The 23,605-nt window shown below is 37.8% G+C and carries 23 protein-coding genes and 1 pseudogene; 3 read left to right on the forward strand and 21 right to left on the reverse strand.

Annotated elements, in window-relative coordinates:
• Window positions 1–58: 58 nt before the first annotated feature.
• The 13 genes and pseudogenes from FFM66_RS02490 to FFM66_RS02555 form a co-directional block, all read right to left on the reverse strand.
• The gene (locus FFM66_RS02490; RefSeq protein ID WP_000234705.1) at window positions 59–1,084 is read right to left on the reverse strand and encodes a hypothetical protein; all 1,026 of its coding nucleotides are present in this window, start codon (window positions 1,082–1,084) and stop codon (window positions 59–61) included.
• Between the two features lie 71 nt (window positions 1,085–1,155).
• Window positions 1,156–1,656 carry an antirestriction protein ArdA gene (locus FFM66_RS02495; protein WP_000421245.1) on the reverse strand — a complete coding sequence of 167 codons (501 nt, stop codon included), beginning with the start codon at window positions 1,654–1,656 and terminating at the stop codon, window positions 1,156–1,158.
• Between the two features lie 61 nt (window positions 1,657–1,717).
• A complete protein-coding gene (locus FFM66_RS02500; protein WP_000494842.1) occupies window positions 1,718–2,479 on the reverse strand; it encodes an abortive infection family protein in 762 nt (253 codons plus the stop codon).
• Between the two features lie 59 nt (window positions 2,480–2,538).
• Entirely contained in the window at window positions 2,539–2,760 is a 222-nt protein-coding gene (locus FFM66_RS02505) for a hypothetical protein (RefSeq protein WP_001009054.1), read from the reverse strand.
• On the reverse strand, window positions 2,757–3,029 hold the full coding sequence (locus FFM66_RS02510) for a hypothetical protein (protein WP_000055367.1): 273 nt from the start codon (window positions 3,027–3,029) through the stop codon (window positions 2,757–2,759). Before FFM66_RS02510 ends, FFM66_RS02505 begins: the two co-directional genes overlap by 4 nt.
• Window positions 3,026–4,210, reverse strand: coding sequence for a MobT family relaxase (gene mobT / locus FFM66_RS02515; RefSeq protein ID WP_000426691.1), 1,185 nt, complete (start codon window positions 4,208–4,210; stop codon window positions 3,026–3,028). The genes FFM66_RS02510 and mobT overlap by 4 nt, the downstream gene beginning before the upstream one ends.
• A 181-nt stretch (window positions 4,211–4,391) precedes the next feature.
• On the reverse strand, window positions 4,392–5,795 hold the full coding sequence (locus tag FFM66_RS02520) for an FtsK/SpoIIIE domain-containing protein (RefSeq protein WP_001130247.1): 1,404 nt from the start codon (window positions 5,793–5,795) through the stop codon (window positions 4,392–4,394).
• Window positions 5,796–5,816: 21 nt separating this feature from the next.
• Window positions 5,817–6,590: a Mom family adenine methylcarbamoylation protein gene (locus tag FFM66_RS02525; RefSeq protein ID WP_000185760.1), complete on the reverse strand. Its 774-nt coding sequence runs from the start codon at window positions 6,588–6,590 to the stop codon at window positions 5,817–5,819.
• A 9-nt stretch (window positions 6,591–6,599) separates the two neighbouring features.
• On the reverse strand, window positions 6,600–6,977 hold the full coding sequence (locus FFM66_RS02530) for a YdcP family protein (RefSeq protein ID WP_001234189.1): 378 nt from the start codon (window positions 6,975–6,977) through the stop codon (window positions 6,600–6,602).
• 20 nt (window positions 6,978–6,997) lie between these two features.
• Window positions 6,998–7,312, reverse strand: a complete 315-nt coding sequence (locus FFM66_RS02535; protein WP_000421280.1) for a YdcP family protein — start codon at window positions 7,310–7,312, stop codon at window positions 6,998–7,000.
• An 825-nt stretch (window positions 7,313–8,137) separates the two neighbouring features.
• Window positions 8,138–8,898, reverse strand: a pseudogene (locus FFM66_RS02540) (alpha/beta fold hydrolase).
• A 97-nt stretch (window positions 8,899–8,995) separates the two neighbouring features.
• Entirely contained in the window at window positions 8,996–10,000 is a 1,005-nt protein-coding gene (locus FFM66_RS02545; protein WP_137604925.1) for an NADP-dependent oxidoreductase, read from the reverse strand.
• A gap of 279 nt (window positions 10,001–10,279) precedes the next feature.
• A complete protein-coding gene (locus FFM66_RS02555; protein WP_137604927.1) occupies window positions 10,280–10,849 on the reverse strand; it encodes a TetR/AcrR family transcriptional regulator in 570 nt (189 codons plus the stop codon).
• A 414-nt stretch (window positions 10,850–11,263) separates the two neighbouring features.
• Between FFM66_RS02555 and FFM66_RS02560 the strand changes: the two genes are divergently transcribed.
• A complete protein-coding gene (locus FFM66_RS02560) occupies window positions 11,264–12,286 on the forward strand; it encodes an LLM class flavin-dependent oxidoreductase (protein ID WP_137604928.1) in 1,023 nt (340 codons plus the stop codon).
• 170 nt (window positions 12,287–12,456) lie between these two features.
• Window positions 12,457–13,089, forward strand: a complete 633-nt coding sequence (locus FFM66_RS02565) for an NAD(P)H-binding protein (RefSeq protein ID WP_137604929.1) — start codon at window positions 12,457–12,459, stop codon at window positions 13,087–13,089.
• A gap of 98 nt (window positions 13,090–13,187) precedes the next feature.
• On the opposite strand, the gene FFM66_RS02570 is transcribed toward FFM66_RS02565, so the two are convergent.
• Genes FFM66_RS02570 through gnd form a run of 3 tightly spaced genes read right to left on the reverse strand, consistent with a single transcriptional unit; the run spans window position 13,188 to window position 15,098 of the window.
• A complete protein-coding gene (locus FFM66_RS02570) occupies window positions 13,188–13,496 on the reverse strand; it encodes a nucleotide pyrophosphohydrolase (RefSeq protein ID WP_048603264.1) in 309 nt (102 codons plus the stop codon).
• A gap of 17 nt (window positions 13,497–13,513) precedes the next feature.
• Window positions 13,514–14,167 (reverse strand): HAD family hydrolase, encoded by a 654-nt coding sequence (locus FFM66_RS02575; protein WP_082147230.1) that lies wholly within the window; start codon window positions 14,165–14,167, stop codon window positions 13,514–13,516.
• A 31-nt stretch (window positions 14,168–14,198) separates the two neighbouring features.
• Complete coding sequence (gene gnd, locus FFM66_RS02580) at window positions 14,199–15,098, reverse strand: phosphogluconate dehydrogenase (NAD(+)-dependent, decarboxylating) (protein WP_137604930.1); 900 nt, start codon at window positions 15,096–15,098, stop codon at window positions 14,199–14,201.
• Window positions 15,099–15,321: 223 nt separating this feature from the next.
• On the opposite strand from gnd, the gene FFM66_RS02585 reads away from it, so the two are divergent.
• Window positions 15,322–16,164, forward strand: coding sequence for a MurR/RpiR family transcriptional regulator (locus FFM66_RS02585; protein ID WP_048603261.1), 843 nt, complete (start codon window positions 15,322–15,324; stop codon window positions 16,162–16,164).
• Between the two features lie 69 nt (window positions 16,165–16,233).
• Here FFM66_RS02585 and FFM66_RS02590 read toward each other — a convergent pair whose 3' ends face one another.
• The 5 genes from FFM66_RS02590 to FFM66_RS02610 form a co-directional block, all read right to left on the reverse strand.
• Entirely contained in the window at window positions 16,234–18,285 is a 2,052-nt protein-coding gene (locus tag FFM66_RS02590) for a beta-galactosidase (RefSeq protein WP_137604931.1), read from the reverse strand.
• A gap of 15 nt (window positions 18,286–18,300) precedes the next feature.
• Window positions 18,301–20,526, reverse strand: coding sequence for an alpha-galactosidase (locus FFM66_RS02595; protein WP_048603259.1), 2,226 nt, complete (start codon window positions 20,524–20,526; stop codon window positions 18,301–18,303).
• Window positions 20,527–20,571: 45 nt separating this feature from the next.
• The gene (locus tag FFM66_RS02600) at window positions 20,572–21,018 is read right to left on the reverse strand and encodes a DUF3284 domain-containing protein (protein WP_137604932.1); all 447 of its coding nucleotides are present in this window, start codon (window positions 21,016–21,018) and stop codon (window positions 20,572–20,574) included.
• 17 nt (window positions 21,019–21,035) lie between these two features.
• Window positions 21,036–22,340, reverse strand: a complete 1,305-nt coding sequence (locus FFM66_RS02605) for a PTS sugar transporter subunit IIC (RefSeq protein ID WP_048603257.1) — start codon at window positions 22,338–22,340, stop codon at window positions 21,036–21,038.
• A gap of 125 nt (window positions 22,341–22,465) precedes the next feature.
• Window positions 22,466–23,503, reverse strand: coding sequence for a LacI family DNA-binding transcriptional regulator (locus FFM66_RS02610; RefSeq protein WP_048603240.1), 1,038 nt, complete (start codon window positions 23,501–23,503; stop codon window positions 22,466–22,468).
• Between the last annotated feature and the right edge of the window lie 102 nt (window positions 23,504–23,605).

Raw genomic sequence — 23,605 nt, forward strand, 5'->3', positions numbered from 1 at the left:
TTTCCGTAAAAATAGAAAAAGAGCAATCAAAATAGGTGATTGCTCTATAAAATAATAATTATTTTGTGACTTTTAATTGTTGAAAAATAGTTATTCTGAGTAAATCATCTAAAAGACAGCAGGTATGAAGTAATACCCAATTTAATCTACTGTATTCTGTATAGTCAAAATGAAAGTGTTTCATAAATTTTTGAGCGAATTTTTCTGCTTTTTCGTTAAAACCTTTGAAATCACCATGTCCGATTTTATTTCTCATTTGTCTTAATAATTTTGCTACTTCACTCGAAACCTCTCCATATTTCTTATCAAGATAAGGTATTAGTAATTTGTCAATTTCATTTGTATTCTGATTTGGTTTTAATAATACAAGTTCTAACAAAGTAAAAGTCTTTAAATAATGATTTTGATTATAACTATTATCACTATATATCCCGTTCATAATATAATCTAATTTGTAATAATCGTTTTCCGATTTTAGTATAGAATCAATTCGGTTGCCCATTTTTTTAAGTTCCGTAATGTAGTCGTCTGTAGTCCTGCACCCTTTAAAGTTTGAATCAATTCTAAAACTTAGATTTGATAATATCCTAGTATGCTCTTTAGGATTCATATTACTTGTATAAATGCAGTTCATATGAATACCATTTTGTATATCATGATTTACAAAGTTACTAAAATACATCACTTTTTCAGCGTAATCCTCTTCACAAAAACGACCATCAAAGCAATTGCTTGTCCAATCAAAAAAAGGCATATCCTGATATTCATAGTCAAAGAATAGACATATCATATTATCAACAAGGCATTGAAGACATGACTCAATAGAATCTAAATTATATTTTGTATAGTCTTCAACATTGGCGTGAACGATTTCTTTCAAATAAGATATAGAATATTCTGTTTGAAATGTTTTACCATACCTTTTCAAATTATCTGCCATGTCAACTTTTTGTTGTCGAATTTCTTGTAACATGTCTTCTATAATGCTTTCCTTCCAGTCATCAGAAACATTAGATATATATAGTTTCAATTTATCTGACAATTTTATTTTTGTTATTTTCCCATAAACATCTATTATTACCAATTGAACAATCCTCCTTAATTCAGAACGTATAAAATTATTATAGCAGTATTGCTAGTTTAGAGTAATCCATGTTAATTAGAATACTCAAATACTCCATGAGAGGTGATAAGATAATTTCCCTCTATTTCCATATCACGTCCCAAAGCTTGATAATCAATATAATTTTGTAAATTAGAAGGTACTTCACCAAGTTGTCCTGTTTCTTCCACATAATAACGGGCGACATCTTCCATAGAATCACATTCACTATAACAATGAATATTCTCTTTGTTTTCCAGTAATTCTTCCAAGCTACTAAACCACATGCCTTGAATTTCTTTGAGTTCATTATAAATAGGTGTACCTTCGATTTCTTGAATGGCTTCACATAGACGGTTGATTTCACTAATTGGCGTGTATTCGTCCACATCAAAAGGAAGCTCAAAATCATGTATGGCGTATTCTTCGTAGTTCTCATTTAAACCGATTCTTTCTGCCATTTCTTCCTCATCAATTGGTGGAGTAAACCATGATCCAACTAATTCACCTTCATTATACCGTCCCAAATTTGCCACATAGACTTTCAATTCCAATTCTTATCACATCCTTTTTATAAAATATAGTCAAAAAAAAAGTAGCAATCAGTTAATGACGCTACTTATCAAGGTATCCGCTAATATAATCTGTAACTGTACTTGAAATACCTATTATTAGTTTTGCTTCTCTCTTTCCAATAATATTTGTATTAGGATGTGCAAGTGAATGCCTATTTCTTGCTTCATTAAGAGAGCTAATCATTCCATTTGATGACCTTATCGTTGTCTTCACTATATCAGCAAGTTCAGTAGGTTGAATTTCTTTTTCAATTAATTGTTGTATCCTACTATATAATTTAGATAGATTTTCGTCTCTAGGAACTGTAATTTCATATTTTTTTAGTATTTCAATTAAATATCCATGAAAAGCAGTGTGAACTCTGTCAAAGGCACGTTGATATTCACCATTACTCATGAAAGACTCAGCGTCTTCAATAGCTTGTGAAATCACATCACTAATTTTCAACTGACTAAAGTTAATTACTTCGTAATTCTCTGGAAGTGGTACTAAAATAGTATCCACTAATACATTATCACCTTGTTTATCATATATGGAGCTTGCTGTCTGGGTAAGCAAATCTTTATGACTTTCAAAAAAGTCTAAATCATCAAAAGGAGCTCTTATTTTAAGATAGGTGCAAAGCGTATTCCAATCCCTTTTGTATCCTTTATAATAAGTAAACTCGTTAGTCTCATCTAAAGTTACCTCTGATATTTTCATTTTAGAAACAATCTCGTTACCTCCTTCATAATAATTTGAAGAGCTCTTTCTTTCTAATGTTTTAATTAAAAGAGATTTAAATTGATCATTTGTAAACATATTCATGGATCCTTTCATAACAAAATATATACTTCCTATTTTATCATGAAAAATATCTGTTAAGCACCAATGATTCGGTTAAATAAGTTTAATAACACATCTTTCACGCCAGCTGCATTGAACACAAGTCCGACGGCGATTAAAGCAATAATCAAAAAGCCAATAAGTTTTGAAAATTCTCGTTTAAAACCTAAAAACAGTCCAATGACGACAATCGCTAACAATACCAATGACTGTGCATTATCCAAGAACCAGTTGTACAAATTCTGCCCAAAATTCATGTGATTGTCCTCCTTTCCTTAAGATATTTTTCTCGATAGTAGATATAGCTTTTTACACGCTTTAATAATTGAAAAGGAGTTAAATGCTCTCCATAAACAGTTATTCGACTGGTATAATTCTTATAAAAGCTCACTTTGTAAAAATCATAGGTATAGATGGTATCACCAGCTTGCCGTTTTCCCTCAATAATGAGAGACGTATATTTCCCTGTATTTTGTATATACGCTTGAAACCCTAACTTCTTTAATTCTTCTGTTAAGAGGCTCATGTAATCAAATCCTCCATGCCTAGATGTTGTTGTTCAATTAATTTCTCATGTTTTTCTGTCAGTTTGGCTTCATGAATCATGGTGGAAATAATGGTTGTACCGTTGAGAATATCTAAAATGCTTGCGACTTTTAATGTAGGGGCGACTTGATGATGTAACCAGTTCAATGTTCGTTCAAAAGAATAAGGTTCTGGCTGTATGGTTAGGCGTAATGCTCCACGATTTTTGCCGATAAACCATTCCCAGCGTTCATTGGTTTGCCAATCACTCCGTCGCTTGGTTTCGTCCTTATCGGCAAAGCGAATATAACGATTGATAATCTCAAACGCTGTTTTTTCTGCATTTTGATGTTCCAACAAATCTTTCATGGCTTGAGTGGCTCTGTCGTTTTTCAAACGAATTTCAAAGCGATTCTTTATTTCTGCGTCTTCTAAGGCAATATCATTTTTCACGTATTGCTCATAATCTTTCTCATATATACAGAAATAGACTTCGCTTTTTAATGAGCCAATATAAAGGGTGTTTCCCATGTCTGGTTTTTCATCACGGTGAACCAATTCACCACTGCGATAATTTTTAAAGCTCCGAAAGACGGAAATACATTCTTCCTGTTTACATTTCTTTGCCAATTCTGGAATATTCAAAATCCCTGTTTTATCGTTGATGGCTAAATCCAAGCGTTTGAAAATACCTTTATGTTCCATGCAATCTTGAAAGAAACCATACCAGCTCCGATGTTGAGCCAATAGAAAGTTTTCAAATTGCCGACAGCCTTTTCCTTTCAGTTCTAATAAAACCCCTTTACTTACATCATGAGAGACTAGGACAACAATATCACCGAAACGATAGTGTTCGGGATAAGAATAATAGCCAAAGTCTTCGTGTAGCATATAATCCATATTCAAGCGTAAAACCTCACCGATAATTTGAGACACATCATTGGTAGGGAATCGAATCCGTACATAGTCGAATAACATCTCCAATGGGTTATCGGGATTGAAGCGTTCCAAAGCGTTCAGTAAATCTTCTTTCACCTGTTGAGTAGGGACTGCCTTGCCTGTTTCAATATCCGATAGGTAAGGTCTGGTAATATGAGAAGCAACCGCCAGTTTATTTTGAGAAACGCCATAAGCCAGTCGCTTTTCTTTCAATTCCTTAATCCAAATTTTTTCGTTTTCCATTCGCAAACCTCCAATCTAAAAAAGATGTAAACTATGACCCTTGAGTTTACATCTTTCCTATTTTCCGCAATTCCTTGTACCATCAACATTGGTTGATGAGAATTGCCTGTTTTCAGTTGTATTTGTGCCCCCCTGTTAGGTAGAGGGGGCTAAAGGATTGGCGTGGCTAACGCCACACCAATCAAAGCAAGTCTGAACCTGTACCTTTCACTTCGTGCGGTACAGGCTCAGATTGCTTTTTTTGAATGACTTTTCCTATTTCTCCTAAGAAATCATACCTTTTTGGTACAAGGGGTGTATAAAACTCACTAATCACACTTTTTCCTGTATCCACATAACCTCTTCCCTTGATGGGTTTTAAGAAAAATTGTTTTTGTGTATCGCTTCCAAACATCATACCGAAGCCCATTTCAGACATACGACCCAAAGCCACACGGAAGTTAAAGTTATCTCGAATACCATCACTAAAATATTTTGCGTCTGGACGCTGACAGGCAAGAATTAAAAAGAAGCCTGCTTGTCGTCCGAGCATAACAATTTGTTTGAGTTTATTCATAACTTGTGCACTATCACGACCTAACATATCCATCATCGCCACATATTCATCAAAAATCAGGAAGTTCGCAGGTAGACCAAGATACGCATAATTTTCTCCTGTTTTGTAGTTCGGGTGTTGCTTCATGGTTTCACTACGGGCAATCATATCGTCGTAAAATTGACTAATACATGCCAGCATATCGTCTTTACGGTAATAGACATTATCTATGACCGCTCCTAAGTCTGCCAAATCAGCATTTTTAGGGTCGAGAATATAAAGCTTCGCATTTGTATGCAGGAGAGATTCAATCAATGTGAGAATAAAATAGGATTTTCCACTACCCGTGCCCCCAGCAATTAACATGTGAGGGAGAGAATCAAACTCCCAATAGACCGATTCCATCAATTTGACACGTCCATCTTGAGCTACCACATCTTCAATGCCAATTCGATTGCCAATGGTGTCATAAAGTAGAACATACTCTACATAAGAATCTTTCAACGTTTTTTCCACTAATTCACAATACAAGCCTGTTTCTAGTTTGTTTTCTAAGTGCAAGAGCTGATCTTGATATTTCCCTAAAGTGATTTCTACATGAATATGGATCAGTCCATCTTTCATTCGGTAATACATTTTAGGAAAATGGCGGATTCGTTGTTTGGTTTTCTTGCTGGATAAGTCTTTAAAGAATCCCTCTGATTGAGTTTCTTCGGCTTCATACCAATGGTTTTCTAAAATCATACGAGCTAACTTTTGACGGTGCTCTAACTGTTTTATAGAATCTATGCGATAGTGATAATAGAGCCAGCTGATGAGTCCGCATACAAAAAAAGCAGTGAGAATACTGCTCCAAAAGTATGGCGTATGCAGTTGATAGAAAAATGTATCTAACTGAACTGTTTGCCAATTCACCGATTGTAACGTTCTCCAATGAAAAGGGAGTAGAACGACTAGAAAAACTATCAGCAATGAAATCAGCACAAAATGATAGACCAAGTCCTTATCGTTGGCTTTGATTCGCTTTCCTCTGTCATGAAGCAATGGCATAAAAATCCTCCTTTCCATCTATCAAAATAATTGTGTATTGTAGATACGAGCCTGTTTATCAAAAGTTGGTTGAGAAATGGCTTCATATTTCCGATAAGCGATTCGCTTTTCAAAGCGTAAATCTTTTTCTTTCGGATAATAATGACGTCGATAGAGCGTGTGTCCTAACAGTTTTTTCGCTTCTTTTGTCAACGGATAGAGATAGCGAAACATGCGTCCATTGATTTTCTCAATCCCTTTGTATTCGCAAAATGCCTGGGAAAGCCAATGCTTTTTCTCTACCTGTTCAAAACGAGCATTTTCCTCTAATAAAAGGCGAGCACTTCGAGGGTGTATCTTTTCCCATGACTGTTTATCACGATAGACACTTGTCTTGAAATACCCGCAGTAAAAGAAGTTGGACGCTTGATAGACATAGCCACATTTTCCCTCAATTCCATCTGCCAATGTATATAAAAAATGACAGTCCGTATGTTCTTTCAACCACTTAATTAGAGCTGAAAGAGCTTGACTGCCAAAATAATTGGTTTGATTCATTTCTGGAAGAAAACACATCTTTCCAATTTCTAAATAATCTGTGGTTTGAAGGGAACTGTCGGGAAAGAGTTTGCGTATGGTTTGTAGGGGTTGCGTACCCCAGCCTAATTCCACAACGCCTAATAATTTTTCTTCTGAAAAAATCCCTAGAAAGTATTTACACAATCTAGGGAGTATCTTTGAATAATGGTATTGCCGAATAAAAGAAATGGCTTCATCTTTCGGAATTTCTTTCAAAATCAATGGTGTGTTTGTCATAAGCAACACCTATTTTTCACTTTCGGACGCTTCTTTTTTATATTTCTGATGAGGTTTTGTCTGTCCTTTTAATACAAGATCGTCTGCTTTCACGTACCAATCAACGTCTGCCCCTCGAAAAGTAGCCGTCGCTACGGTATCTGCCACAGGATTGATTAATTCCACTTCTGCGTTGTAGTCAAATTCTTTCAAAGGAACAGAAGCGGGGATACTGACTTGTATCATGCGTCCTTGTCCTTTTGATTTTAAGTCATAGGTACGTTCTTTAATTTCTTCGGAAACCGAACCATCTTCATTTTGAATACGAACCTCACGACGTAAAGCGGAAAATTTCAATGTGCCAAATGTCTGGTCTTTTTCAATCACAATACCTTCTGCTAATCTCATATTTTTTCACCTTTCCTTTCTTAAGCTTTCACCATATCGTCTGCGTGCATAATGTAATTGGTAAATCCTCTATTGCCAATTTTATAACCTTCTGCGGTAATACGTGGGTTGATGAGTCTGACTTTTTCGTCGGATTCAAAATGTTTCTCGCCAGCTTCGGAGGGAAGAATGACAACAATATCATCTGCTCGTTGAATCGTTGAGTATAAATTGTAGCTACGAGAGAGAATAGTTGGTCTGCCATTGACTCGACGTTGTTCAATATTCCCTTCACCAGCATATTCTAATTGACCAAATGTTTTTTCCATATTGGGAATGACATATTTTAATTCCATAAGTGTATCGTTCCTTTCTCACATAAAATATTTTTGGCTTACTTTATTCATTTAAAAATTTGTTAGTATCACAACCTTTCAAAGCATAAAAAATAGACGCTCATTATGAACGTCTATCATTTAAATGAATATTGAGTTTAGAATTCCATTTCGAATTTAATCAGGTCTGCTTAGGTGCAAATACTGCACTTTTATTGCACTTTTTATTTTTTTAAATATAATTTATTCGATTTTATACGTTTCCAAAATCCTTGATATTACAGCATTTTCGCTTATATGCCATACCCTTAAAACAGAGTGGGAATAAAGCAGTAACCTAACTCGGTTACAAAATGTTGATTTAACGGCATTTAGCTCAATATAGAATGGATAAAAGAGCCTGTTTTTATTAGGTTCCCCGCCAAAATCCCGCCAGAGAAATCTGGCGGGATTTTTGATTTAGGCTTTATTTGATGGGATTCTCTATAAAAAGATTAGCAAAAAAAATGACTGGTTTCCGCCACAGAAATAATTATTCTTTACAAAAAATATTCCCACAACCAATCGAATATTGATTAATGAGAATAAAATAGGATTTTCGCCAATTGTGGATATTAATCAGGTATATCAAGCTCTATCTGAGCTTCAGAAAAAAGCATTGTCCCTGGCCGTTTTCAAAATAGGATTTTTCCCAGCCACCGATAGAATGCCCTTCCCGCTAGAAGTATCTACGTAAACTTGTATAGTATTAATATTTCCAAGGACAGCTTCTTTAAAAATTCACTACGTCTAAGAATAACTTTTCATTTGTTTTAAAGTAGCTGCATCTTGATTCTTCGCATTATTTTATTTTAAAAAGAACGTTACTAATTGTGTAAATTCATCTGGATATTGAAACAATGAACCATGCCCAGCGTCTTCATATATTTTGATTTTCGTATTAGGAATTTCCTTGGCTAGCTGATAAGAATTAACCGTTGGGACCATTCGATCATGATCGCCGTTCACTACCAATGTTGATTGGGTGACACTTGATAACTCCAAATGAGAATCTTTTCCCCAGCGGTTGATTGCTTTCAACTGATTATTGTAACTAGAAAGTCGGATATTTCTATCTTTTACAGCGATTCTTTCATGGATTCGACTCAAGTATTCTTGGGCTTTTTGTTTCCCATTTGCTGTTGAAGTAAAAAACAAATAATTTTTTATGTCTTTCCTAGTAAAAATCGAACGTACAAGGTCTTTATTCGTTATTCTTGTTACATCAGATATACCTTGTCCACCTCTCGGACCAGTCCCCACTAAAACCAATTTCCGAGCAAGTTGAGGTTCTTTTACGACTAGCTCTTGAGCAATCATCCCCCCATAGAAAGGCCAAGAAGATCGATTTGATTAACATCTAGAGCATGGATAAATTCCAAGGCATCATCCGCCATTTCAGCAATGGTTCTGGGCACGTTGCCAGTGGACAGTCCTACTCCAACATTATCAAAAACAATGACCCAGTGATTTTTGGCTAATTGGTTTAATACTCGATAATCCCAATTATCCAAAGTTGCGGATAAATGGGGGAGCATTATCAGCGGAATCCCTACTTTCTCTCCCATTTCTCGATAAGCAAATGCATGCTTATTTGTTTCCAAAAAAAGATTGGGGATTGTCAAATAATCCTGTTCCAGAGCATCATTTTTTTCACTTTCTTTTTTAGTCAAATTTAATCACTACCTTACCATTGGGATGCCCATCTCTTACCAGTAGAAGCGCTTCATTGACTTCATCTAGAGTAAATTCATGAGGATCAATTGCTGGAACAATGTTCTCCTTTTCGACAATTTCGGTAATTTTTTGTAGTTGTTGTCCGTTTGCTTGGACAAAAATAAAGTGATAGGTCACATCATGCTGTTTAGCTTTTTTATCTAATTTAGCCCCAGCAACAGCAAACAACCCTTGTTTCCATTTTGGTAAATTTTGCTTAATAGCAAATTGCTTATTAGGACCGGCAATTAGGCTAAGTAACTTACCACCCGGTTTGATGATGGAAAGTTCTCGATCAATTTCTTTTGCTCCCAACGTATCAATGACAAAATCAACCTTATTTAAAACTTCCCAATAATTTTCTTTACGATAATCTAAGTATTGATCGGCTCCCGCTTGGATAATCCGCTCCTTGGCACCGGCATTTCCAGAGACAATTACACGCAAGCCAAGATGTTTTGCAATTGGCACAGCAATTTGACCAAAACTGCCTGATCCACCAGGAATAAAGACAGATTGTCCAGGCTTAGCTTGTAAAATTTCTGTTAGGGCTTGGTAAGCGGTTAGCCCGGTCAACGGAACACCGGCACCTGTCACAAAATCCAGATTTTTAGGTAAGTACCCAATTGCGCCTTGATCCACGGCCACATACTCAGCAAAAGCACCTATCTTATCGATCGGCAATCTGGTATAAACCTTGTCACCTTTTTTAAAATTCGTTACCTCACTGCCGACTTCTTCGATAATTCCCGTCAATTCATTTCCAAGAGTAAAAGGTTTTTCATAGTCCTGGATGAGTTTCACACTCCCTGTGATATTCAAAATTTCTAAGGGATTAACAGCTGCCACTTTGACTTTCACAAGCACCTCATTTTTCGAAATTTTTGGCGTGGGAATATCTGTAACTTCCACATTTATCTCTTTTGAATAACGTTTTATTTGCGCTGCTTTCATTGTTCATTTCTCTCCTTTTAAAGAAACCACCCATGATTCTGCATTGACGGTTTCCAAATTTTTAATCGATTGTTGGATAGTCGATATATCTTCCCCTGAATTTACATAAAGCGTTTCTGGATACCGTGGCATTCTTTTCTAAAATCTTCACCTAATCGATTTTCCCGACGAGCGACTAAAATTAAATTCTTCCTTTTTTCTATAAAGTCTACTGCTATTCCATAGCCAACTCCTGAACTTGCACCGTAATAACCGTGTATTTCATGATTGTCTGACCCTTTATTGTACAAAGGATAATGTTTGCTCAATAATCCGATTTAATTTTTTGATGTTTCTTGTTGTTTTTGATAAAACACGAATACCAACTGAAGCATTATGAAGATAACTAGCCAGTGTTTCGATATCCGTAGCGGCAGATAGTTCATTCTTTTCTTGGGCGAATAAAAGGATATTGAACAGTTGATGTTCTTCGTGGTCAAAATATTTTTGAATTTTCTCCTCTATCAGAGGATCCACGTTCGCTAATTCAGTAGCAGAATTCACAAGGAAGCATCCCGCATGACTTTTTTCATTAATTAAAATCGAAAAAATTATTTTTAATTGTTCATGTATAGTCATTTTTTCAGATAGATTTTCCATGATTGCTTTTTCAAGTGTGGTTTCATATAGATCCAAAGTTAAGAGAAATAAGTTGTGTTTGTCCCCAAAAGTATCGTAAATACTTCGTCTATGAATTCCCATTGCATTGACAAGCTCTTGCATGGATGTATTATTATAGCCTTGTTGCCAAAAGACATGCATGGCTTTCTCCAAAACGACTTCTTCTTCAAATTCTTTACTTCTTCCCAAAATCAAAGCTCCTTTCCTTACGAAAATCCTGTGTTTTATTTTCTAGAACGTTCATTCTAAAAATACCAGAAAAATTTATTTTGTCAATTTACTTGCTCCTGATTTTTAATAAAGTGTGCTATTGTAAATCCCCAACATTATTAGTTGCTTACTAAATCAATCTTGTTTCCCACTAAGAATTAAAAAAGTGCTAGAATCACTGATTCAACAGCATTTCTGGTATACCCGTAATATTGGAGTGGGAATAAAACCCTAATATAATAAGATAGTTTCCTACCAAAAGGGCTGCAAATCTACTCCATACTCCCCCCGAGAACAATTATTCGTCTTTTTGAAAAAATCATGGTAAAATCCTGACAAGTTAAAAATAAAAAACCATCTATTTTAGATAGAGATCAAAGGAGGTCAATTAGTTTGAAAAAAATCGGATTTTTAAGTTTTGGTCATTGGATGAACCAAGGATCACTTGTTAAAACGGCGCAAGATGCCTATTTGCAATCGATTGAATTAGCGGTTGAAGCAGAAAAAATCGGGATCGACGGTGCGTATTACCGGGTCCATCATTTCGCTCCGCAAATCGGTTCTCCTTTTCCGCTGCTTTCAGCAATCGGTGCAAAAACCAGCAAAATCGAAATTGGAACAGGACTTATCGATATGCGTTATGAAAATCCTGCCTACATGGCGGAAAATGCTGGATTGACGGATATTATTACACAAGGAAGAGTCCAATTAGGGGTAGGTCGTGGTTCACCAGAGCAAGTTCTGGACGGTTGGAAATATTTTGGCTATGACTACAGTGAAGAAGAAATCAAAGAAATCACTCGTGAACGAACCCTTGAATTTTTGAAATTGATTGAAGGAAAACCATTTGCGGAACCCAATCCACAGCCAATGTTCCCACAAGGATCTGGAAAATTACGTATCGAACCTTATTCAGAAGGCTTGCGTCAACGAATTTGGTGGGGTGCTGGTTCGCAACAAACTGCTGTTTGGGCCGCACAACAGGGAATGAATTTACAATCTTCTACGTTAGTAAACTATGAATCCAACGAACCGTTCCATATTCAACAAGCCAAGCAACTGCGGGCATATAAAGAAGCATGGAAACAAGCGGGACATGATTTTGAACCAAGAACCCTTGTGACCCGCTCCATTCAGCCAATTACAACAGATTTGGATCGTCGCTTATTCGGTCAAGATGGACAACCTCAACAAGATCAAGTGGGTTATCTGGCTTATCATCGAAACCCAACAATCTTTGGCAAAACCTTTGCCGGAGAACCTGACAAACTGGTTAAAGAATTGGCAGAAGATGAAGCAATCAAAGAAGCAGATACCGTTCTGATTACTATTCCAAACACCTTGGGAGTAGAATACAACATTCATTTGCTGGAAACTCTTGTAAAAGAAGTTGCACCTGATTTAGGCTGGCGCTAAAAACCGGGAATGCTCCGCAAACAAGCCTCATGCACCACTATTTTGTTGGTGCATGAGGCTTGTTTTTTAACAGAATATTGATTCTTCATTTTTAAACCGCCAAATGACACAAATTTCCTTCTTTGCTGTACAGTAGAAGTAGTTTCAAATCAAAAACTGGAGGGAATTCCATGAAAATTTTTGTAGTAGGTGGTTCTGGTCGGGTAGCAGCCGACTTGATTACTGCGCTGAAAGAACAAGGCCATGAGGTGATTGCTGGTGCTCGTCATCCAGAAAAAATCGTTTCTCAGGAAGTCACTGCTGTCCACTTGGATTTGCATGAATCTGTAGAAAAAATTGCCGAAATCATCGGGTCTGTAGACGTCATTTATTTTGTTGCCGGCTCTCGGGGAAATGATTTATTGCAAACAGATGCTTTTGGCGCAGTCAAAACCATGCAAGCCGCTGAAAAAAACGGTGTGTCTCGCTATATCATGCTTAGCTCGATTTTTTCCCTGCAACCGGACGAATGGTATCGTGAAGGCTTAAAGCAGTTGATGGATTATAACATTGCCAAATTTTTTGCCGACAATTACCTAATCACCAACACTTCTTTGGATTACACCATTTTACAGCCTACAGGTCTGACCACTGAAAAAGGAACAGGAAAAATCCATATTGGTGAAGGTTCTGTATCGACGAATCCGATTCCTGATGTAGCCAAAACGCTTGCGGCAATCATCGACCATCCAAATACCAGCAAAAAAGTAATCATGATGCGCAGTGGAGATACTCCAATCCATGATGCCTTAGCTCAGATTTGATTTTTAATACGAATCATAAAAAAATCTGAACATTGCAGAAAGCATGTTGTGCTTTTCTGCATCGTTCAGATTTTTTTTCTTTATTTAGTCCTATCATGTTAGGACTTTTTTCCCCGACTTTTTTCCACCGGATATTTCTGTGCGTTCTTTTGCAATTTTTCTTCAATGATTTCATCGATATCAAAGTTGAGATTGTCCGCCATCATGTACGAATAAATCAGCACATCTGCCAATTCCTCTTTTAAACGCTCTGGATTTTCTTTGGCTTCCTCTGAGGTTTTCCATTGAAACAATTCCAGTAATTCTGCTGCTTCCAAGGAGATAGAAAGGGCCAAATCTTTTTCATTGTGAAATTGCCGCCAGTCCCGTTCTTCGCGGAACTGATTAATTTTTTCCATGCTGTTCATTGTACTCATCTCTTTCTTTACTCTGTCAGATAATTTTCAACGATTTTTAGCGTTGGACCCTCCGCAACAAGATTCAATGAGGCTTTTTTCTCCTGTGAAGGTGGTGCAAAGCTACTGTCAGGTACCAGCAAAACGCCTAAACCGGCTCTAGTCGCAGCTGTTGCACCGATGATGGAATCCTCCACCGCAAGGGCTTCCGTGGGGTGTAATTGACTTTTTGCCAGAGCTGTCAGATACACGGTTGGTGCTGGTTTGTGCTCCATCACTTCATCGCCAAAGGTCATTTCATCAAAATAGTTCAGCAAATCAAAGTGGGTCAGCAAATCCACCGCACGTTTTTTAACAGTTGACGTAGCCAACCCTACTGCTAAATTTTTTTGTTTACAAAAAGCAAGGGTTTCTGCTGCAAAGGGTTTTGCCTTTAAGGTGCCGCTTGCCAACTGACGGTAAATAAATTCTTCTCGTTTCCTGCGGATCTCAGGTACCTTTTCTTTGCCGACGATGGACGCAATATATGCTGCCGTCTGCAACCAGCTACGACCGCTCCAAGAATCAACTTCGGTTTCTGAGATTGGCAGATCATACTGCTTAAAGGTCCACAACCATCCCTCCCGATAAGTCTTTTCTGTATCGACAAGCAAGCCGTCCAAATCAAATATGATTCCCTTAATCACCAAATCCCTGCTTTCTGTTTTTCTATCGTTACTCTTTTTTTGAAACGGCATGCCCGCCGAATTCATTTCTTAAAGCGGCAACGACTTTTCCGGTAAAAGTATCTTCTTCCAATGAACGGTAACGCATCATCAATGAGGTTGCAATGACCGGCACTGCTACTTCTCGCTTCAAGGCTTCTTCGACGGTCCATTTGCCTTCGCCGGAAGAATACATGATTCCTTTGATCTCATCCAGCTGACCATCTTTTTGGAAGGCATTCGCGGCAAGTTCCATCAACCAGCTGCGAATAACTGATCCATGGTTCCACATTTCAGCTACTTTTTCGTTGTTATAATTGTAGGGGCTGTGTTGCAATAAATCAAACCCTTCCCCGATGGCCTGCATCATACCATATTCAATTCCATTATGAACCATTTTCAGGTAATGACCACTACCGGAAGGTCCAGTATACAAATAGCCTTTTTCAGCGGCAATTTTTTTAAATAAGGGTTCAATTACAGGAAAAATCTCTGCTGGTCCACCAATCATGAAATTGCCGTCCTTCAAAGCGCCCGCCATCCCGCCGGAGGAACCAACATCGAAGAAATGGATTTGTTTTGCTGCCAATTCTTCTCCTCTTTTGATGGAATCCTCATAAAAAGAATTTCCTCCATCGATCAAAATATCTCCCGGTTGCAAAAGATCCCCCAATTTTTTTACGGTTTCTTGTGTTGGGGCACCCGCTGGGATCATCACCCAAATGATTCTAGGTGCTGGCAGTTTTGCTACCAGCGTTTGCAAATCTTTTGCTGGTTCTGCGCCTAATTGTTCCGCTTCCTCAACAGCCTTTGCAGTAACATCATAAGCCACTACCTCTACTTGATTGTGCAACATATTCTGGGTCAAATGCAACCCCATTTTTCCTAAACCGATCATCCCTATTTTCATAACTAGTCTCCTTCCCTTTTTTTATTCACTCTCAGTATATGTAATTTATTTACAAAATACAAGTGTAATTATGTATATTTTTTACATATACGTTTTATTTTGTTGTAACTCGTGGTATGATAGGCTTAATAAAAGTCCTTCTATACCTGTTCCAGTCACTTTTTGGTAACAAAAGAAAGAATCAGACTTGAAAATTCAGTGGAAAATAAGAGGAGGAAAACGAATGGGCGCCGCATTTCGAAGTCGTATTAAAAGTTACTATGATGATCTCAGCAAAGGAGATCAGCGATTAGCTGATTACCTTTTAGAAAATTCTAAAGAATCCAGCCGCTACTCCATTCAAGAATTAGCGGAAGCAACCGCCTTATCTACGGCTACGATTTCACGTTTCGCAAAAAAAGTCGGCTACCAGAATTTTCAAGAGTTGAAGCTGACCCTGAATCAAGCCGGAGAAGAAAAAAATGATTTCTTTTTATCCCTGACTGCAGAGGATTCTTATCTGACAATTGCTGAAAAAACCTGCCAAACCAATATTCATTCCATTGAAGCCACTCAGGCGATGTTAACTGAAAAAGATTTACAAAAAACTATGGCGATTTTGTTACAATCAACCACCTGCGGCTTTTTTGGGATGGGGGGCTCTGCTGTCGTTGCGCTAAATGCCTACCATAAATTTTTGCGGATGCCGATTCATTGCTTCCATCACGAAGATTTTCATATTCAATTAATGCAAGCCGCCAAAATGACCAAAGAAGATTGTGCATTAGTCATTTCCCACACCGGACGCAACAAGGATACTATGGAGTTGATGGCTGTTTTGAAAAAAAATGGTGTACCGATTATCGGCATCACCAGCTATGCCGGCTCTCCCGTTGCCCAAGCCAGTGATGTTGCCTTGATTTCAATCTCGGAAGAAACCTTCTACCGTCCCGAAGCAATTTCTTCTGTCGTCTCTCAACTGAGTATTATTGACACACTCTTTTTGATTTATGGAATCAAAATGAAAAGCGCCGCTAAAGAAACCATCAACGAAATCCGCGAAGTCATTCAAGACACGCGGATGTAAAAAAGAGCCGAAATTAAAACGAACCCTAAGAGTTAGATTTTTGGTCTGACTCTTGGGGTTCGCTGTTTTCTATAAAAATTCCTTCCCAATAATCACTTCATAAGGAGCAAGAAGTAATTTTCTTGGTAACTCTGTTTGCTTTTCTGCATCAATCAGTGAACGTGTAATCTCAATCGATTGAATTTCTGTCGAGAAGTTCATAAAAAAGTGATAGCTGGCTGTTTTACTGTAGCGGCTTTGTACGGATACCACAGGTGACATTCGTTTGATCAACGTATTTTTCAATTGTAGTTTCTCAATCAGGTCCCCATAAAAAGCTCTAAGAAAATTGGTATTCGTTCGAGCCGCCAAATAATACGCATCGCCCTTCCCAAAAGCGTGCGTAACAACTGCTGGGGTTCCTTCATAAAATTCTTCATGATACCGTCCCAAAACCTGAGCCTCTTTAATAGCTAAAATAGCTGAATAATCCTTTGTTTGATACATTTTCCCCTGATAATCCAACATATTATGCTCATTTTCGTATAAAGTGTCTAATTCTAAAACATCGATTCCAAATAACGCTTGGAGTTTTTTTGGTAGTCCACCTAAATAAACAAGATCTGTTTCATTGACCATTCCTGTAAAATAACTTGCTATCAAAGTTCCTCCTGCAGCAACATACTCCTGCAATTTTGTCATCGTTTCACCAGTCATCAAATACAACATTGGAGCAATCACTAAATCATACTTAGAAAAATCTTGCGTGACGGAAAGAATATCAACAGAGATATCTTTTTCCCAAAAAATAGAATAGTGTTCTTGCAGTGTTTGGGGGTAACGGCGTGTAGGTCGACCAAAGCCGCCACCACGTTTCAACGCCCAATTGCTCTCCCAGTCAAAAAGGATTGCCACTTTCGATTTTTTTGTTGTACCTTTGACTTCACTCAGTTTTTCCAATCGTTTTCCATATTCGGAAACCTCTTGAAAAACTCTATTTTTTGCAGAACCATCATGCCCAACAACTCCACCATGAAATTTTTCTGAATTTCCACGTGATTGTCGCCATTGAAAATACAAAGTACTGTCTGACCCATGGGCAATTTGCTGCATGGCGCTCAAAATGTGCATGCCTGGTCGTTTTGATTTGTTGAATGGGTGTGAATTAACTTCACTCGGTGTTGATTCCATCACTAAAAATGGTTGTTGTTTCAACGACCAGTATTGATCATGAACATAAGCTGATTTCATTGCCGTTTTTTCTAGTGACTCATAATTATTGTGCCAATCAGGATAACTATCCCAACTGACGATATCTACGTACTTAGAAAACTTTCCATAATCCAATCCTTCTAGTGGAATGAAGTCACGTGTGTCATACCCTTCTGCCATAAAGTTCGTTGTTACCGGTATATTTGGTGTTATCTCCCGTAGTGGTTCAATTTCTGCTTGATAGAAATCAATCGTCCTATCCGTAACAAATCGTTTCCAATCTAAATCCATTCCATGAACTTTATGTTCCCCCAAAGGAGAAGGTGGTAAAACTTGTGCCCAATCTGAATACGTACTTCCCCAAAAGGACATCAACCATGCCTGATTGATCGCTTCAAGAGAGCCATATTTTTTCTGCAACCACTTACGCCAGCTTTCCTGACAATAGGGACAGAAACATTCTCCAGAGTATTCATTGGATACGTGCCACATAGAAAGCGCAGGATGAGAACCATAGCGTTCTGCTAATTTTCGGTTGATTCGTTGAACTTTTTCCCGATAAATAGGCGAAGAATAGCAATGATTGTGTCGAAACCCATGAGTATGCTTTTGTCCCAATGCATCGGTACGATTCACTTCTGGATACGCCTGACTTAACCATTGGGGACGTCCGCCACTCGGAGTTGCCAAAATAATATTTCCACCAAATTCAGAAACCTGATCAAAAATTTCATCCATCCAATCAAAACAAAATTTACCTTCTTCCGGCTCTAGGGCACTCCAAGCAAATACTCCTAGTGTAACCGTGTTGACATGCGCCTGTTGCATCAGCTCGATGTCCTTTTTTAAAATATCCGGATAATCGAGCCATTGATCGGGATTATAGTCGCCGCCATGCAATAAACGATGATCAAGATCAAATCTGACCATTTTATTTTCCTCCCGCTACTTTACTAATTCAATTTGATAAATATAGGACTGAAAGTCTCCCTTGACTTGCGCTTGTTCATGATTTGCTCCGTTAAATTGATACGGTTCTCGAATACCGATCTCCCTTAATACTTGACCGCTAAGTACCTTTCCGTTTACTTGATACTTTTTGTGAGGATTCAAGAAAGGTAGTGGTAAAAAGGCATCTGCTGTTGCATTTGGTTTTGCCAATATACGGTAAAATCCTACAATAGCTTTTCCTTTTTTATGATCGTAAACAGCCCAAGCTACTTCATTTTTATCTCCCGTATTTAGTTGATAGAAAGTGCCAAAAGTCAGCAATTCACGATGTTCCCGATAAAACGCAATCCGGGTACGAATCTCCTGTCCTTCTTCTTGTGAAAGTTTTGTGATATCAAGTTCATACCCTAAAGGACCAAACATTGCGACGTCTTGACGCATTTTTAATGAGGTATTTCGTAAGACTTGATGGTTCGGACTAGCAGAAACATGATTACTAAAAGAGGACAATGGATAAGCCAGCAGTGTTCCCGTTTGAATGGCTAAACGTTCGACTGCATCGCTATCATCGCTTGGCCAAATTTGCGGACTATAAAAAAGAATCCCCAGATCATACCTGCCACCACCACCTGCGCAACCTTCAATCAAGATAGCGGGAAAATCAGTTAGAATTTTGGTGTATAATGCATAGACGCCCAAAATATAGCGATGGAAAAATTCTGTTTGATCAACCTTGTTTTGTTCAAGATACATCGAATAGGCTTCTGTAATATTGCGATTCATATCCCATTTTATATAGTCTAATTTCGTAGCCTGAATAATCTCCTTCATTTGTTTATAAATCGCTTCGACAACTTCCGGATTGGCAAAATCCAACACATATTGTCCACGACCAATCGAAATTCTCTCAAATGGATGTCTTACGACCCACTCTGGATGATTTTGATACAATTGGCTGTCGGGAGAAATCATCTCTGGTTCAAACCAAATACCCAATTGTAGATCTAACTCATGAATTTCAGCAGCAAAAGCCGCAATTCCTTTTGGAAATTTTCGTTTATCTACTACCCAATCTCCGAGAGAACTACGATCATCGTCTCGCTTACCAAACCAACCGTCATCTACTACAAAACATTCCATCCCAAGTTTTTTTCCTGCTTTGGCTAGAGAAACCAGTTTATCATGGGTAAAATCAAAATACGTTGCCTCCCAATTATTGAAAACAATCGGACGCGGTTTTTCTAACCACTGCGGATCAATCACGTGTTGTTCAATAAATGCTGCTGATTCTTGCGCCAAGCCGTTTAGCCCATTATTCGAATATGAAAGCATCGCTTCCGGTGTTTCGAATTCTCCTCCAGGCACCAATTTCCAAGAAAAATAATTTGGTTGAATGCCTAACAACAAACGGGTATTTCCCCATTCATCCACCTCTGCTTGACCTAGGAAGTTCCCGGAGTAAATAAGATGTGCACCATAAACAGCGCCTTGATTGATGGAACTATTTTTTTCTTGCAAGGCGATAAAAGGATTGTGCTGATGCCCGGAAGCCCCCTTCAAAGAAGAAATCGCAACGGTCCCTTGTGCCAATGAATGTCGGGTCAAATGTCGTTCTTTTAGCCATGCGCCTGCGAGGTGCAAGAATTCATAATTGTCTGTCGGCAATTCTAAAACACCGCTCATCATTCGTTGAACTGTTCTGTCTACATTTCCCAAATTCTTAATGACCTGATTTTTAACAATCACACCACTATTCTCAAAAATCGTATAATTAAGCATCAATACTAGGCGTCGTTCTTCGTCAATCAATCGTAATTGGATCGTTTCAGCTTTTCCTTTGTCAGCAAAGGTGGCGGGTTTTGCTAATACTCGTTTTTTCTCATCCGTTATCTGATAGTCACAATAGCGAAAATCCACATACAACGGCGTAGTATTTTCGGTAATCTCAATTGCGCCTTCCCTAAAATCACTACTGCCGTACACTGGGTATTCTTGCAAGTGATCGGCTAAAGTAAATTGTCCATTTTCTTCTGAAAATTTGACCGTTCCGGCTGACTTGTTCTTTTTTTGTGAAAGATAGAAAAGGTCTGTCTCGGAAAGTTCACCGAGGGATTTTCCAAAATACAGATGTCCGATTTGATGATTTGGCATGACATAAAATAGGTAGCTTATCTTGTCATTTTTTAAGTGAAAATATCGATTGTCTGTTACTGTAATCATTCTCTTTACCTCGTCCTTTTGTTTCTTATCAAACAACGGTCAAGGTCAGTGATTTTCTTGACAGAGCTGTTCAATGTATTGCATTCTTTTTTTTATTCCATGATTGTAAATGACTTTGTAAAAAATACTTATAAAAAGAAAACTGAATTGATACCTCGGTTGGTTGAATTCATTGCGTTCCGAATAGCGCACCTCCGCTTTTTCTTTCCCCTGAGAAAATTCATATGTCTGCAAAATAGTTCCTTTGTCATAACTAGTTTCCAGTTGAAGACATTTATCAGGTACTAGCTCAGTGATTCGCATCGCTGCTGGAATAGGTAATTTTTCGGTTTTTGTAAAAATATCATGCTGAATTTCTGATCCTTTCTCCAGTTGGGAAACTGAAGGATCTTTACTTTGAAAAAATTTTTGTTGTTCAGCCAACAGGACTTGATACATTTCTGCCGCAGTTACTTTCGTTTTGAATTTAAAACTCAAGGTATCAATTCTCATCTTCAATTCCTCACTATCTAATTTGTTTCTGCTTGATTTTCAAGTGCTTGAGCTTTTTCCTCTTTCAAATATTCACGATCCATTACCAGCAAGAAAGGTATCCAGATCAAAGTCATTACAACTACTGTTACTAATTGTAAAATCGCTCCCGCAATCGAACCGGTACCTAACCAGCCAGATAAAAAGACGGGTGTCGTCCAAACAACTGTTGCGCCGATTGGTCTTGGAACTAACCCAATGGCAATTGCAAAGTAAGAAATTGCTGTACTTACTAATGGACTGACAATCCACGGAATAAAGGCAATTGGATTTAATACGATTGGCAAACCAAATGTCATTGGTTCAGAAACATTGAAAACAGCTGGTGCAATAATTGTCTTCATCAGTTTTTTCATACGAATCGAACGGGCGATGAAAAATGCCATAGTAACTGAAATACCTAATTGTAATCCTTGATTGACAAATACACCCATGAAAGTTGTATTGATGATATGAGGCAATTGTTCTGCCCCGTTTTTGTAAGCTTCATAATTTTCAATTGCTAGCGCACTCATGATTGGATCGATGACTGCATTCACAACTAATGTCCCATGAATCCCAAACCACCAGAAAAATTGCGTAAAGAAGACTGCTATTAGAACAGCTGGTAACGTGCCGCCTAACCCCATCAATGGTTTTTGTAAAAGTTCATAAACAAAATCAACTGCATTTCCCCATGTTGTAAAAGTAAACAAGTAACGAACGACGTTAAAAAGAAATAACGGTGCAGCACCGGGAATGATTGCAACAAAAGACTCGGAAATCATTGGCGGTACAGAATCCGGCATTTTGATAGTTAATCCAGCAGCACTGATTTTACAATAAATTTCTGTAGCAATAATCGCAGTTAGAATACCAACAAACATTCCTTCCGCCCCTAGCTTAGCAACTGGAATAAATGTACCCATGCTTTCATCTTGACCAAATGGCAACAGTAAAATGAATGAAGACAGTGAAATAGCACCCGCAAAAATTTGTGATTGCTTATAATGTCCTGCCAATTGATACCCAATCCCATAAACAATAAAAACGGCAGAAATACTCATTGTTGCATTACCTATTGGACCAAAGAAATCATTTAGGAAGGTATTCACTGCATCCGGCAAATATTTTGCAAAGCCAAATGTCGTTGGTAAATTCTGGATAATGATCATGATCGAAGCAAACATTGTAGCTGGAAACGCCATCATAAAACCGTCCCGCAAACTTAGCAAATATTTATTGTTTGCGATAATCTGTGCAACCGGAACCATTTTTTCTGATAATTTGTCAATAAATTTCATCGTGTGATTCTCCTTTTTTGTATTGCAAACGTTTACGATTTCATTATATTTGTTTAGTTAATGTTTACACAAGAGACAAATTAAAAAAGTTTACAAAAGATTTAGTAATCTTTGTAAACTTTCTTTCAATCCTTGCTAATTCTACCAACTGATTCTCTTGCTATCAGTTGGCTGGAACAGATAACCGTGATTGGCATGGTTCGTGTACCTAGAATCCGTTCTTTCGCCATATTGACTGCAATACGTCCCATCTCTTGTGCATTCATACGAACTGTCGACAGCGCTGGACTCATATAACGCGCCATCTCAATATCATCAAAACTGATAACAGAGATATCTTCAGGAATACGTAAGCCATGATCGTTGATCGCGCGATAGACACCCACTGCCATTGGATCGCTTGCCACAACAACCGCCGTCGGTCTTGGGTTTAATTGCAACATCTCTTCGGTGAGCTGTAAGCCGCATTCCGGTGTCCAATTTTTTTGAAAACTATGACTGTATTGTTCTAAGTCTTTTAATTTCATCCATTGCCGATACTGTTCTGCCCGTACTTCCTCTTGATAAAAGCTGACATCCCCTATACGATCCACCTTACTACCAACGCCGCCGATAAAAGCTATATTCCGATGTCCATTTTCAAATAATGTATCCAAAATTTCATGGGTTTTCCATGCAAAATCCGTTTGAATACAATCAAATTGTGAATGGTTTTGGTAATTGTCGACTAAAATGATCTGATCGTTATACTTCTTTACTTCTTCAAGTGCATCCGTGTCCATTTCGCCAATCAAAATCACCGCTTTATATTTTTTCAATTGTTGCCAATCCTTTAGCTTATCTCTCATTCGAAACACACGAACGACCTTTAAGCGCCATTTTGCGGCTTCTTTTTCAATTCCTTTGCGAATATGCTGAAAGTACGGATCATCAGATTCACTTTCTTCACTGTGACGAGTAATCAAAGCAATAGAAAGATCATCTCCTACATTGCGACTTCCCCGTAAATTTTTTTCTTTTGAGTAATTTACTTGGTTGGCAATTTCTATCACTCTTTGACGGGTATTTTCATTGATACTGAAGGTTTGATCATTGTTTAATATTCTTGAGACACTGGCAGCTGATACACCAGCCATCTTAGCAATATCACGAATACTTGCCACATCTCCAACTCCTCTGTTTACTGTTTACATTTTAAACAATAAATTGTTTTGCATGAGAAGTCAAGTTAGGAAAAAATAAGCCGCAAAATTTTACAATTTCAC

The organism is Enterococcus songbeiensis, from assembly GCF_005405265.1.
GTDB classification, from domain to species: domain Bacteria; phylum Bacillota; class Bacilli; order Lactobacillales; family Enterococcaceae; genus Enterococcus_C; species Enterococcus_C songbeiensis.